This is a genomic window from Streptomyces sp. NPDC050388, from assembly GCF_040655635.1.
Lineage (GTDB): Bacteria > Actinomycetota > Actinomycetes > Streptomycetales > Streptomycetaceae > Streptomyces.
This window is the reverse complement of record NZ_JBFAKH010000057.1, coordinates 1-12477: the sequence shown is the minus strand read 5'-3', so window position 1 is coordinate 12477 and position 12477 is coordinate 1. Positions and strand designations below refer to the sequence as shown.

At 69.7% G+C, this 12477-nt stretch carries 12 protein-coding genes and 1 pseudogene; 1 reads left to right on the top strand and 12 read right to left on the bottom strand.

Translation table 11 applies throughout. From position 1 onward, the window contains the following. The first annotated feature begins 26 nt into the window (after positions 1-26). Positions 27-278, top strand: coding sequence for a helix-turn-helix transcriptional regulator (locus tag AB0I73_RS27845; RefSeq protein ID WP_363041789.1), 252 nt, complete (start codon positions 27-29; stop codon positions 276-278). Between the two features lie 34 nt (positions 279-312). Here AB0I73_RS27845 and glgA read toward each other — a convergent pair whose 3' ends face one another. The 12 genes and pseudogenes from glgA to AB0I73_RS27785 all read right to left on the bottom strand — a co-directional run. Continuing rightward, positions 313-1497 (bottom strand): glycogen synthase, encoded by a 1185-nt coding sequence (glgA, locus tag AB0I73_RS27840; RefSeq protein WP_363041787.1) that lies wholly within the window; start codon positions 1495-1497, stop codon positions 313-315. Beyond that, positions 1479-2060 carry an HAD-IIB family hydrolase gene (locus tag AB0I73_RS27835; protein WP_363041785.1) on the bottom strand — a complete coding sequence of 194 codons (582 nt, stop codon included), beginning with the start codon at positions 2058-2060 and terminating at the stop codon, positions 1479-1481. The genes glgA and AB0I73_RS27835 overlap by 19 nt, the downstream gene beginning before the upstream one ends. Continuing rightward, positions 2018-2317, bottom strand: coding sequence for an HAD hydrolase family protein (locus AB0I73_RS27830; protein WP_363041783.1), 300 nt, complete (start codon positions 2315-2317; stop codon positions 2018-2020). The genes AB0I73_RS27835 and AB0I73_RS27830 overlap by 43 nt, the downstream gene beginning before the upstream one ends. Beyond that, positions 2317-3753 carry a glycogen/starch synthase gene (locus AB0I73_RS27825; protein WP_363041781.1) on the bottom strand — a complete coding sequence of 479 codons (1437 nt, stop codon included), beginning with the start codon at positions 3751-3753 and terminating at the stop codon, positions 2317-2319. The genes AB0I73_RS27830 and AB0I73_RS27825 overlap by 1 nt, the downstream gene beginning before the upstream one ends. A gap of 50 nt (positions 3754-3803) precedes the next feature. Next, entirely contained in the window at positions 3804-5555 is a 1752-nt protein-coding gene (locus AB0I73_RS27820) for an ABC transporter ATP-binding protein (RefSeq protein ID WP_363041779.1), read from the bottom strand. A 7-nt stretch (positions 5556-5562) separates the two neighbouring features. Continuing rightward, positions 5563-6666, bottom strand: a complete 1104-nt coding sequence (gene galT, locus AB0I73_RS27815; protein ID WP_363041777.1) for a galactose-1-phosphate uridylyltransferase — start codon at positions 6664-6666, stop codon at positions 5563-5565. Further along, positions 6663-7241 carry an HAD family hydrolase gene (locus AB0I73_RS27810; protein ID WP_363041775.1) on the bottom strand — a complete coding sequence of 193 codons (579 nt, stop codon included), beginning with the start codon at positions 7239-7241 and terminating at the stop codon, positions 6663-6665. The genes galT and AB0I73_RS27810 overlap by 4 nt, the downstream gene beginning before the upstream one ends. Before the next feature lie 5 nt (positions 7242-7246). Continuing rightward, positions 7247-7861, bottom strand: coding sequence for an SIS domain-containing protein (locus AB0I73_RS27805; protein WP_363041773.1), 615 nt, complete (start codon positions 7859-7861; stop codon positions 7247-7249). A gap of 83 nt (positions 7862-7944) precedes the next feature. Further along, complete coding sequence (locus AB0I73_RS27800; protein WP_363041771.1) at positions 7945-8514, bottom strand: hypothetical protein; 570 nt, start codon at positions 8512-8514, stop codon at positions 7945-7947. Continuing rightward, entirely contained in the window at positions 8507-9481 is a 975-nt protein-coding gene (locus tag AB0I73_RS27795; protein ID WP_363041769.1) for a hypothetical protein, read from the bottom strand. Before AB0I73_RS27795 ends, AB0I73_RS27800 begins: the two co-directional genes overlap by 8 nt. A gap of 69 nt (positions 9482-9550) precedes the next feature. Next, a complete protein-coding gene (locus AB0I73_RS27790) occupies positions 9551-11299 on the bottom strand; it encodes an AMP-binding protein (RefSeq protein ID WP_363041767.1) in 1749 nt (582 codons plus the stop codon). Between the two features lie 747 nt (positions 11300-12046). Continuing rightward, a pseudogene (locus AB0I73_RS27785) lies at positions 12047-12477 on the bottom strand (transposase); the annotation flags it as partial.

Sequence of the window (12477 nt, the reverse complement as noted above, 5' to 3'; positions counted from 1 at the left end):
TCTCCGAATGATAGCCTCCTGAATCCATGAAATGGAATCTCCGCAAAGTGGCGGCGAACTGCGAGGTGTGGACGGTAGTCGAGCTGAACCGACGGCTCGCGGCGCGCGGACTGGTCATATCTGCCGGGAAGATGTCGGGACCCTGGTCAGGTCAGCCGCAGAGCCTCAAACTGTCAGACCTCGACGTCATATGTGCCGTTCTGGATTGTGATATCGGTGAACTGCTCGTACCGGAATCTCCGACTGTTCCCGGGGAAAGTGCGCAGAAGCAGGAATGAGTCCTTTGTGGTCTGTGTCTGATATCGTGGCCGGTTAATCTCGCGTGACCGCCTCGTAGATGCTCTTCACCTGTGCGGCGGACTTCGCCCACGAGAATTCCGTGGCGACGCGGAGCCGACCTGCCCGGCCCATCCGGTCGGCGGTGGCCGGATCGTGCAGCAGGTCTTCGACGCGGGCCGCGATCTCCTTGGCGAAGATCTCGGGGTCGGCCGGCTCAAGTCCGCCGGGAGCGGGGGCGATCGGGACGAGCAGGCCCGTTCCGCCGTCCACCACCACCTCGCGGATGCCGCCGGTGGCCGTCGCGACGACCGGCGCGCCGCAGGCCATTGCCTCCAGGATCACGATCCCCATGGGTTCGTAGACGGATGGGCAGACGAATACCTGGGCGAGCGTGAGGAGTTGCTTGAGCGCGCGGCGGGTGAAGTGGTCGCCGATCCAGGTCACGTGGCAGCCGGCTGCCCGCGCCGCCAGGACGTCGTTGGCGAACGAGCGGCGCAGCCGCGGGCTGTCTGCGTGCTGGGCCACGACGACGAGGTGGGCGTCCGGGCTGAAGTGGCGTGCTGCCCGCAGCAGATGGTGCAGCCCCTTCTGCGGTGTGATGCGTGCGACGCACGCGACTACGGGACGGTCCGGCCCGATACCGAACCCGACGAGCTCGTCCGTGCCGTCGTCGGCTGCGAACTCGGCCAGGTCGATGCCGTTGTACACCACGGATATCCGGGCTTCGTCGACCTCGGGGTAGACGCGGCTGACGTCGGCGGCCATGGCGTCCGATACGGCGATCACACGGTCCGCCCCGGCCACGGCCGAGCGCTCCAGCCAGGAGGAGACCCGGTAGCCGTCGGCCAGTTGGTCGCCCTTCCACGGACGCAGCGGTTCGAGGCTGTGGGCGGTGACCACATGGGGCAGGGAGTGCCGGATCTTCGCCAGGTGGCCGGCGAAGTTCGCGTACCAGGTGTGGCTGTGCACGACCGAGGAGCCGCGCACGGCTTCGGCCATGGCCAGGCTGATCGCCATCGCCTCGGTCGCTGGGTCGTGCTCGGCGAGGGGCGCAGGTGCCCGGTGGGCGCGGACCCCGTCCTCTTCTCGTGCCGTGCCATGGCAGTGCACCCGGAGGTCCACGAGCGGCCGCAGGTGTCGCGCCAGGCCCGCGACGTGTTCGCCTGCACCGCCGTAGGTAAACGGCGGGTACTCACGGGTCAGCAGATCGACGCGCATGCCGCGTCCTCCTCTTCATCCAGTATCCGTTCCAGTACGACCGCGACTCCGTCGTCGTTGGCGGGGGCGATCTCGTCGGCCACTGCTTTGAGTTCGGGGTGCCCGTTCGCCATGGCGACGGAGTGTCCGGCCCACTTGAGCATGGGCACGTCGTTGGGCATGTCGCCGAAAGCGACCACGTCCTCGCAGGCCACTCCGAGCTTCCGGGCCACCCAGGACAGTCCGCTGGCCTTGTCGAAGCCGGCCGGGAGTACCTCCACCATGCCCGGTCCCGCGTGCGTCACCGCCAGGCCCGGCGCCAGGCACTCCGTGGCGGCGGCCAGCACATCGGCGTCGCCCAGCACCGGGTGTCTCAGCAGCACTTTGTCCACCGGGCGGTGCCACAACCCGTCGGGGTCCCGCACCATGCGGAACGGAGTGAGAGCCGTCTCGTGGCCCTCGGCGAACTCCGCGGAGACGACGAACTCGGCGGACGGACCCGAGAGGACAACGGCGAGCCGCAGCGGTCCGATCCGCTCGGTCAGCCGGTGCACGAAGGACCGCGCCAGCGGCGTGGGAAGCACGTGCTCGAGAGCAGTTCCCCGCGGTCCACGTCGTAGATCTGGGCGCCTTGTCCGCACACGGCCAGGCCGCGGTAGCCGACTGCGTGGAAGAACCGGGCACAGCCGCCGGCTGGCCGGCCGGTGACGATGACGTGTGGGACGCCGAGGCGGGTGAGCCGGCCGAGGCTCGCGAGCGTACGGGCGGAGACGGTGCCGTCGCCGCGGAGCAGGGTGCCGTCCAGGTCGGTGGCAACGAGGCTCGGGCGCGGCCCGCCCATCAGGGGTCCTCTGTCTGGCCGAGCCGGGCGTACAAGTGGGAGTACTTGCTCGCTGTCCTGTCCCATGACCAGTCCTCGCGCATGATTCGGCGCCGGGTCCCGTTCAGCCGGTCCGGACTGCTGCCCATCCAGTCCAGTGCTTCCAACACGGTGACGCGGACGGATCGTGCGGTCAGCTCGGGGATGACGAACCCAGTGCCGGCGGCGGGGTCCCGGCGCAGGTCGGTCACGGTGTCACTGAGACCACCCACGGTGCTGACCACCGGAAGCGTGCCGTACCGGTAGGCGATCAACTGGTTGAGCCCGCACGGCTCGGTACGTGACGGCATCACGGTCAGGTCGGAGCCTGCGTACAGAAGCCAGGCGAGGTCCTGGTCGAACCGGGGGGTGTGGGCCATGTGGCCGGGTGCGTCGGCCAGGAGGCCGTCCAGCGCAGTCCGCAGTCCGGCGTCTGCCGGGCCGACCAGCACCAGTTGGAGCCGCTCCCGGCGTAGCAGCGGGGACAGTGCCTCCAGCAGTAGGTCGCTCCCCTTCTCCGAGATCAGCCGGGAGCACACGCCGATGACCGGGACGTCGCTGTCCTCCCACAGGCCGAGGTGCTTCTGCAGCGCCTCCTTGTTCAACCGCTTGCCCGCGGTCGCGTCCGACGCGTCGAAGGGGACCGAGCTCCGGTCCAGGGCCGCCGGATCCCACAGCTCGGGGTCGACGCCGAAGACGATCCCGTGCAGTCCCCGGTCTCGCAGAGTGTCGCCGAGCGCGCTGCCCCGGAACGCCTCCAGCAGCTCCCCGGCGTACCCCGGGCTGCAGGTGGCGACGGCGTCGGCGGCGAGGGCGGCCGACAGCAGCAGGCTGTTCGGCTCCGCCATGCCGGTGGGTACCGGCAGGTCGAACTCGGCCGGCTCCCCGGGGCCCAACGGCCCCTGGTAGAGGGCGTTGTGGATGGTAAGCAGCTGTGGCAGGGACGGGAGCCGATCGCGCAGGTGCGCCATGGCGGCACCGGACTGCCAGTCGTTGCCGTGGACCAGCCCGTAGCTGCGGTCCGACCGGACGATCCACTCTGCGACGCACCAGCCGAAGAAGGCCGCTCGGGCGGTCTCGTCCTCGAAGGGGCGGTAGGAGGCGTCCCGGTAAATGCCGACGCGGTCGTACCAGGGGTCGGCCTGGATCAGGAACAACCGTCCGTGGCCGGGACCATCCAGCAGGCGGTGCACGGTGGCGCGCGCCTGCACTCCGCCCATCCGTCGTTCCGGCAGGGTGAGCACCGCCTCGGTGCGCAGGCCCTGCTGCTCGAGGAGCCAGGGATAGTACGGCAGGACCAGGTCGTGCTCGATGCCGTACCGGCTGTGCAGAGCGGCGGGCAGTGCTGCACTGCTCAGGCCCAGGCCTCCCTCGCTGAACAGGGGGGCGTATTCCTGAGTGATGTGGAGGCATTTCATCTGGTGTGCACCTCGCTGTGGGTGTGGGTTGTCGGAGCGGACTGTCGGCATCAGGCGAGTTGGGACGCCTGCAGGCTGGCGTAAGTGCCCTGGCGGGCGAGGAGGCTGCTGTGGGTGCCGGTCTCCGTGACCCGGCCGTCCTCCAGGACCACGATCTGGTCCGCCTTCCGGATGGTGGACAGCCGGTGCGCCACGACCAGGACCGTGCGGTCCCGAGCGAGGCGGTCGAGCGCTGCCTGCACTCGGGCCTCAGAGCGCGCGTCCAGGGCGGAGGTGGCTTCGTCGAGGATCAGCACCCTGGGGTCCCGCAGCAGGGCACGCGCGATGGCCAGGCGCTGCTTCTGGCCGCCGGACAACCGCGTGCCGCGGTCGCCGACCACCGTGTCCACTCCGTTCGCGAGCCCGTCAACGAAGTTCTCCGCGTCTGCGTCCCGCAGCGCTACGCGGAGCGCCGCGTCCGGCACGTCCGGCAGGCCGTAGGCCACGTTCTCCCGGACGGTCCCCTCGAACAGGACCGGTTCCTGCGGCACCACGGACAGGAAGCGGCGGTAGCTGCGCAGGTCGATGTCGGCGAGGTCCTGGCCGTCGACCAGGACGCTGCCCTGAGCTGGCTGTAGGAAGCCCATCAGAAGGGAGAACACTGTCGACTTGCCAGCGCCCGAGGAGCCCACCAGTGCGGTGATCCTGCCCGGTGCGCAGGCGAACGACACGTCGCTGACGGCGGCCTGCCCGGAGTCGGGATAGGTGTAGCCGACCCCTTTGAACTCGACGTGCCCCGCGAGCGAAGCGACGGTGGACCGCCCGGTGCTGTGCTCCAACTCGGCCTCGGCCAGCACCTCCTGGATCGAGACCAGGGACGCAGCACCCTTGGTGATCACCGGTGTCAGGGTCAGCAGCCCGCCGACCGCGCCGGTCAGGAAGGAGAAGTAGGTGCTGAGCATGACGACGGTGCCCACGGTGATGTCCATGACGCCCGCGTAGGCGGCGCTCACGGCGGCGAGCAGACACAGGGCGTTGAGGCTGTTGAAGGTCATCCAGGAGAGTGCCGAGAAGCGGCCGTTGAGCCGGTCGAGCTGCCGGTGCCGGCTGGTGTGGCGGGCCAGGGCGTCTTCGACCCGATGAAGTGCCGGGCCCTCCAGCGCGTGGGCCCGGGTGAGTGGGACGAGCGTGACCATCTCCGCGATACGGGTGGACAGTTGCTCGGTCTGGACCCGCGCCTGCCGATTCTGGTCTCCCAGCCTCGACCTGAGCCGGCGCACCAGCACCGCGACCGGTGGCGTGACCAGCAGGAAGGCCGGCAGGAACAGGGGCGCCCGCACCGCGATCACCGCCAGGGCTCCCGCCAGGGTGACGGCCGCGGCGAAACCGGTGTCGGCGGACTGCCGCAGCGCCTGTTCGACGTTGCCGACGTCGTTGATCACCTTGGTCTGCAGCACGCCGGCGCTCTGCCGCAGGTGGTAGCCGATGGACAGCTGCTGCAGTCGCGCACTCATCTGCGCACGCAGTTGGTGCCCGATCCGCCGTGATGCGCCGTACATCCAGTGCACGTAGAGCATGTGCAGCGGCACGTTGAGGGCGAGGACCATCAGGAGGGCGATCGCGTTGGCTGTGAGGCCGGTGAGCGGCCGGTGAGCCACGACGACGTCGATCAGGTTGGCCGTGACCAAGGGGACGAGCCAGGCCGGACTGTGCTTCCCGGCGAAAGCGAGGAAGGCGAGGGCCAGAGGCCACCGCTCCGTGCGGATCAGCGGGAGGAAGCCACGGACGGCAGGTGGCCGCGAAGATTGGGTTCCGCGTGTCATGGATTCCTCAGCGGTCGGCGTCGTCGGCGGCGCGCAGCCTGCGGGCCGCCTCTTCGGGCACCGCTTCGCTCACATGTGTTCCGGCACCCAGTTCGCCCGCGGCGAGTCTCTTGGCGACGGCCTGGGAGAAGTGGTCGGAGAACATCTGCGCGTGGAGATGGGTGAGGCCTTCGTCGCCGCGCGCCAGTGCCTGGATCCACAGCGCCATGTAAGGCAGCGGCGCCGTGTCGACGCGCTCGAATCGGCGCAGCAGGCTCTGGTACACCCGGGCCAGCTCCCGGCGTTCCGGGCCGTCGAGGTCCGACAGCTCGGCCACATGCCGACGCGGGTACAGATGCACCTCGTACGGCCACCGGGCTGCGAACGGCACGAAGGCCGTCCACCGTTCGGTGCGCAGAACGAGCCGGTCGCCGCCCCGTTCCTCTGCGGCCAGGATGCGGCAGTGCAGGCAGCCAAGACCCCGTTCACGGTCCCTGCGCACGGCCGTACGCATTCGCCGCAGCCGGGCGGGCTCGAAGGGATAGCCGTAGATCTGCCCGTGTGGGTGCGACTGGGTGGCTCCGATTTGTGCTCCCCGGTTCTCGAAGCAGACGACCTGGACCACGTCGGGGAGGGCGTTGATCGCGCGGGTGCGGTGGATCCACGCCTCGATGACCGTGCTCATACGGTGCGGCGGCAGATCGGCGGGAGAGGTGCGGTGCTCGCTGGAGAAGGAGATCACCTCGCAGCGGCCGGCCGTGGGCACCCTTGTACCGATGCCGCCGCACGCCGGCACGGGCTCCTCAGCCGCGCCGTGCAACGCCGGGAAGCGGTTATCGAACACCGCCACGTCGTAGGAGGTGGCGGGGATCTCGGTGGGGGCCTCCGGAGTGCTCGGGCACAGCGCGCACCCGCCGTCCTGGCCGCGGCCGCGCCCGAGGCGGTGCGGTGCGATAACTACCCACTCGTGTGCCAGCGGGTCCCAGCGCAGCTGGTTGCGCGGTGGCGGCGGGGGGAGCCGCCGAGAATCCACGGGTACAGAGCCGGGTTCCGGGTGCCGACCGTGGTCGTCGAAGAGGTACAGGGCGCGGCCGTCGGCGAGGCGGCCGACCCGGGGCGCGGGCCGAGTCATGGCGCCTCCCGCAAGGACAGCTCGATGTGCCGCAGCGCCTCCGCGGTGGTCTGGGCGCGCAGGGTGGGCACGGTGCCGCCCCGGTGCGCCGCGGCCTCATGCACCGCGTGCGACCCCACCCACGCGGTGCGGCAGCCCGCACGGCGGCCGGCCTCCACGTCGGTGGCGAAGTCCCCCACCATCCAGGACCGGCCGAGGTCCAGGGAGAGGTCCCGCGCGGCGCGCAGCAGCATGCCTGGTTCAGGCTTGCGGCACGTGCAGGGCAGCGCCAGTTTCGGGATCACGCCGTCCGGGTGGTGGGGGCAGGAGTAGATCCCGTCCAGGGTCACGCCCAGCGAGCAGAGGGCGGCGCGGAGGTGGTCGTGCATGCCGGTCAGATCCTGCTCGGTGAGGTGACCGCGGGCCACCGCGGACTGGTTGGTGACCACGATCAGCGCGATTCCCGCTGCTTGCAGTCGGCGCAGGGGGGCGGCGACGCCTGCCTGCAGCACGAGTTCGGCGGGGGAGCGCGGGTGGTGCCGCGGTTCCGTGAGTGTTCCGTCGCGGTCGAGCAGAACGGCACGGCGCCCGGTCACGGCACTCACCTCGCTGCCACCGCGACGGCGTCGTGGCATCCGTTGCGGATCACGGCGCGCATGTGCCGGGTCAGCATGTGCGCGACGGACATATGCAGGTCCTCCTGCTCCTCGATGTGCGGAGCTGGCGCTGCCACCCACACGTCGCACAGCCCGGCTGCGCGGCCGCCAGTGGGCCCCAACAGCCCCGCGGTGCGCATCTCGAGCTGCCGGGCGCAGCGCAGGGCTTCGAGGACGTTCGGTGAGTCCCCGCTGGTGCTGATGGCGATCAGCAGGTCGCCGGAGGTGCCGAGGCCCGCTAGCTGGCTACTGAAGACATCGTCGTAGCTGGCGTCGTTCGCCCACGCGGTCAGCGCTGGGACGTGATCGACGAGGGATATCGCGCGCAGGGGCGGAGCCAGGGGCGACCGTGTGCTCTTGGAGAGGTCGATTGCCAGGTGCGAGGCGGTGGCGGCGCTCCCGCCGTTGCCGCAGAGGTAGACCGTTCTCCGGGCGCGGTGGGTGTCCTCCAGGAACCGGGCGATCTGGAGGACGTCCGGCTGTGACAGGGCGTCGACGGCGCGGCGCAGGTTCTCAACGTAGTTGGTGATCTCGCGGTGGGAGTCGCTTGCTGGATACATGGTGTAAGGCCTCAGGTGTCCGAGAGGAATAAGGTGGGGAAGCCCGGTGGGGCGCGAGTTCGCCGGAGTGACGGCAGGTGCCGTCAGACGCGGTTCTCCGCCAGCGCCCGGATGCCGAACATGTGCAGTCCGGGATTGATGGGCAGGCGCAGGCCGGAGCAGGTCACCGGATGCGCCAGCCGGATTTCGGTGCGCCATATGCTCGGCGGCGGAGCGTCGATGTCCCGGCCGTGATCGCGCAGGGTGGAACAGGTGACGGCGGGCACGTCGCAGTCGTGATCAGTGCGGGAGAGGAAGTCGGGGAAGCCGAACCCGACTTCAGTCTCGGATGTCGTGTCCGCATCGAAGAGGGACAGTTCGTCGGCCGTCCGTCCGCCGCAGGCGGCACCGAGCAGGACCAGCGACGAGAGCAGGACCGGGCGGGTGAATCCGATGTACTGGCCGTCGCATTCGACGTTGTCGTGCGCGCCACGACCGAACCCTTCGGGCCAGCCGCCGACCAGGTCCCCGAGGCGGCGGAGGTCCTCGGCCGGATAAGCGCGGCCGAAGCCGTCGAACCCGCCGGGGGAGTCGAAGCCGGGCAGTGCGCAGCCTGTGTTGTTGCGTACCGCGGCCAGGTCGAGGACGTGTCGCGCGTGGTGGGTGTCATGCACCGTCGGGCTCCTTGGCTGCCGCGGAGGGGTCCGGCAACGCGGCCGCCACCCAGTGCAGGCTCTGCTCGATGCGGTCCAGACGCCGTTCGATCTCGCGGCGGTACCGCTGCCAGTCGGGGTCCCCGAGACCGGCGCGCCGGAGCAGCGAACGGATGACGAGGAGGTCCTGCGCCGCCCGGTCTACGGCGGCAGCTGTATCGGGCGCGGTGCCGTCGGCTGCGGTCCCCGCGCGCAGGTATCGGGCGAACCAGCGCAGGGTGTGGTGGTAGGACCACAGGCCGCGCTGGAGGGCCGGAATCGCAGGCACTGGGCCCCCGCCGGGCTGGCTCCTCCCGGCAGCGAAGAGCACGGGCAGCAGTCCGCTCAAGACCTGCATCAACTGGGTGCCGCTGAGGGTCTGTTGATGGGTCCCGACCAGGGCGGAACGGTGCGCGGACCAGGGTGCCGACTGCTGTCGCGACGCCTGGGCATCGGCACGGAGCCCGACTACCACCCAGCTCTGGCCGAGAGGGGTACGCGTCAGAGCCGGCTCCAGGGAGCTCAGGGTGAGCCGCCCGTCGAAGGAGACGACATCGCCGGGGTCGATCATCCGCACCGACCCGTCGGCCGCGTCGAACTCGCGCAGGACGACGGAATGCAGCGTGTGCACCTGTCGACGGGCCATCCAGAAGTGGTCCAGATGGAAGGTGTCGAGGACCGCCACGGCGCTGCCGTGGCGGACCAGCGTCTCGGCGAGCTCCGGCAGACCGACGCCCTCATCCACGGCGGTGTGGAGCACCCTGTGGCCCGCGTTCGCCACCAGACTTTGCAGGGCAGGCCACAGGTCGCCGAAGAGAAGTCCGCCATTCTGCTCGACGGCTCGGGTGCCGACCCTGCACCCTAGGACGACTTCGGGACGGGTGCCCGGATGCTCCTGGACGAGCAGGGTGGCCAGCGCTGCGTGGTAGCAGCTGGCGTCGGTGTACATGAGTGTTTCTCCCGTTGCTCTCGTCGGGCCCTGCCCCAAACGGCGGGCGGCGGGACCGCGTGGGGGCTGTCACGGCTGTTGCCGGAGGCCGTCGAGAACCCTGGCCAAGCCTGCGGGCGTGGACGCGGTGAAGAGCGCGTTCGACGGAAGGTCGACTCCGAGCTCGTTCTCCAGTTCGACGGCGATTTCCAGGGCGCTCATGGAGTCCCCGCCCAGTTGAAAGAAGTCGGACTCCGCGCCAGGCGGCTCCGCCAGGTCCAGCACCCTTTCCCACGCATGTGCGACAAGCCTCTCCGTGGGGGTCTCGCACGGCCGTGACGCCGACGCCAACTGCTGCTGGACCAGCCGCAGGACGCTCTCCTGGTGGGGTTTGCCGTTGCGGGACAGCGGCATAGCGCCCACGGCCACAAGGGGGGAGGGGATGGCGTGGCCCGGCAGTGTGCCGGCGAGGCGATCGGCCAGTGACTCGACGTCGGCCTCCGCCGGGTCTCCGGTGGTTTCGACGGCGGCCGCCAGTGTCTGGCCCAGGGTCGGGTGAGGGAGTGCCACCACGGCGGCGGCTTCCACTCCGGGCAGGGATTCGAGCGCGGCTTTGACGCTCGCCACGGACACGGTCTTGCCACCGATCCCGGCCAGGCCGTGGTCCCGGCCGGTGAGGCGGACCCGACCCGAGGCGTCGATCCGGCCCCGGTCTCCGGTGAGCGTCCAGCCGTCGCGCCAGGTGTCGACCGTGCCGAACGGGTCGGTCGGGTAGCTCAGGGACGTCTTCTGGTCGCGCAGGCACACATACCCCTCCTCGCCGGGTGGTAGCAGGGCGCCAGCCTCGTCCATGATCGCCGCCTCGGTGCCTGGTGCGGGGTGTCCACCGGGACCGAGGTCGCAGTCCTCCTCCGCCACTACCAGATGGGCATCGCCCGCCTCGGTGAGCCCGTAGGCGTTGATCACCCGCGCTCCGGGCAGAGAGGCAGCCAGGTCGCGGTGGATCTCCGGGCGCAGATAATCGGAGACTAGGCGCAACACCCGCAACGCGTCGGGGCGTACGCCGGGGGACTCGTTCAGTGCCCGTGCGAGGGACCGACCCGTGGCGGCGGGCACCACGGCGGTGGACGCGGAACGCGCCGCCGCCATGGCGAGGAACGCCCGGGTTTCGAAGGGGACGCAGGCGGCCATAGTGGCCCCGCGGACCATCGTGGACAGCAGCAGTTGCCGGGTACCGATAGCCGTGGAGTGGGAGATTCCGTGCGCCAGGACCGCGGCACCGGGCCGGTCTCGGTAGCCCCCCGCGATCCGCAGCAGGTCCGCGTGCGTGGCGGCCACGCCCTTGGGTGTTCCCGTGGATCCGGAGGTGAAGACGATGTCGGCCAGCGTGGCCGGGCCGGCCACGCGCAGCCGCGGTGCGCCCCCCCCGCCCGGCGTGCCGCCGCCCGCTCCCACGACGCGTGCGGCGATCCCCAGTTGCGGAGGGGCGTCCCCGGCGGGGTGCAGCACGAGGGCGGTGCCGTAGTCCCGACAGATCAGTCTCAGGGTGTGCAGTTGCGCGTCGGTCGGCAGCACCACAGCGGTTGCTCCCGAGAGCAGCGTGGCGAGGTAGGCGATCGCGTAGTCGATCCACTCCCCTTCGCGGAACCCCAGGGCGACTCGGGAGGCGGGGGGCAAGTCGAGGGCCCCGATGTCTGCGGCGGTGCTGAGCACGCTTCCCGCCAATTGCGCGAAGCTGATCTCGCGTCCGTCGGCCAGCGCGATCGCGGTCTTCTCGGGATTCTCCGATGCGCACTCCAGAAAGAAATCTACGACGGTACCGGACTTCCTGAAATTCATTGATCGGTCTCCGTCCGCCGGGTGTGAACCTGATGTCGGTGCTGAGCCGGAATGCTGCTCACCGCATGCGCCCTGGACGCGGCGGGTGGCGGGCAGATGCTGCCTTTTGTCCAAAGCCTCTGTCAACGAGTCTCGATGGGGCGGCCTGCCTCGCGCTCTCCGGCGAATTGCTCGCAAAAGGCGAGTTCTTCATGCGAAACATGAAGAACTTTCAGGAATTATGAAGTCTGGTGAGTAGCCTGGTCGGCAGGGGTGGGGCATCGCTAATTTCGACGGGCGGAATTGCCCCCGGGTGCGATTGCGTGATCGTGGTAGCGTCACCCGGCGGTGTCCAGGGGATATACATCGAACAATGTGCCCCTCGTATTCTGTTGGAGCGCTGGGGTAAGTATTGTGAGTCTTCGAATTTAGTGGGGGTGCAGCGGAGGAGATCCGCAAAGAACCGAGAACGTAGAACTTCACGGCGCAGATCATGACACGGTGCTGGTTGTCCGTCAGCAACCCTATGGAGTCCCGCGCTTTGAGGCACGGGGTGTTCGACTGTCCAACTGCTGCACTGCAGCAGTTGGACAGTCGAACACCTCGTACTAACCTCCGTGTTTCGGTTCACGTCGGCTGATCCGGGGTGGTCTTCGTGTCGGAGGTCGCGGGGCTGCCGTCGGGCGTTGGGCGTGCCGAGGGCCCGGCGCGATGGCCGGTTGCTCCTTGGGTCCTCGGGTCGTGGGTGGTCAGGGGCTGCTTTGTCTGTCAGGTGGCCGGTCGGGGTAGTGCCACCAGGCGGCTGAACGCCGTGGTCAGTTCGTGGCGCCAGGGCCAGGTAGCTGCGATCCGCAGGCGTAGGCGGCGGGCTCCGTGCGTGATCCGGGCGGCATTGTGGAGGAGGCGGTAGCGGAGCTTCTTGGGCTCGGCGGTGGCCAACTCGCCGTCCAGCAGCAGGGTTCGCACCCAGGCCAGCAGGTCGATCGCGGCCAGGGACAGCTCCAGTCAGACCTGGTTGATGGCGAAGTGGCGGGAGGGGAAGCGGCCGAAGCCTGTGGTCTTGCCGCTGGGGGTGCCCCCGGACGGAGTCTGGGGGAGGATGTGGTCCTCGACCCGGGCGTGAGCGCGGTGGCGGACCTCCAGGTACTGGATCGAGCCGCCGCCGGCGACGGGCGTGTCGGTGAGGAAGACCTGGTGGC

What these genes read in the sequence shown, in the direction of transcription:
- AB0I73_RS27845 (WP_363041789.1), top strand. Translation starts at nt 27, where the DNA reads ATGAAATGGAATCTCCGCAAAGTGGCGGCGAACTGCGAGGTGTGGACG.
- glgA (WP_363041787.1), bottom strand. Translation starts at nt 1,497, where the DNA reads ATGCGCGTCGATCTGCTGACCCGTGAGTACCCGCCGTTTACCTACGGC.
- AB0I73_RS27830 (WP_363041783.1), bottom strand. Translation starts at nt 2,317, where the DNA reads ATGGGCGGGCCGCGCCCGAGCCTCGTTGCCACCGACCTGGACGGCACC.
- AB0I73_RS27825 (WP_363041781.1), bottom strand. Translation starts at nt 3,753, where the DNA reads ATGAAATGCCTCCACATCACTCAGGAATACGCCCCCCTGTTCAGCGAG.
- AB0I73_RS27820 (WP_363041779.1), bottom strand. Translation starts at nt 5,555, where the DNA reads ATGACACGCGGAACCCAATCTTCGCGGCCACCTGCCGTCCGTGGCTTC.
- galT (WP_363041777.1), bottom strand. Translation starts at nt 6,666, where the DNA reads ATGACTCGGCCCGCGCCCCGGGTCGGCCGCCTCGCCGACGGCCGCGCC.
- AB0I73_RS27805 (WP_363041773.1), bottom strand. Translation starts at nt 7,861, where the DNA reads ATGTATCCAGCAAGCGACTCCCACCGCGAGATCACCAACTACGTTGAG.
- AB0I73_RS27795 (WP_363041769.1), bottom strand. Translation starts at nt 9,481, where the DNA reads ATGTACACCGACGCCAGCTGCTACCACGCAGCGCTGGCCACCCTGCTC.
- AB0I73_RS27790 (WP_363041767.1), bottom strand. Translation starts at nt 11,299, where the DNA reads ATGAATTTCAGGAAGTCCGGTACCGTCGTAGATTTCTTTCTGGAGTGC.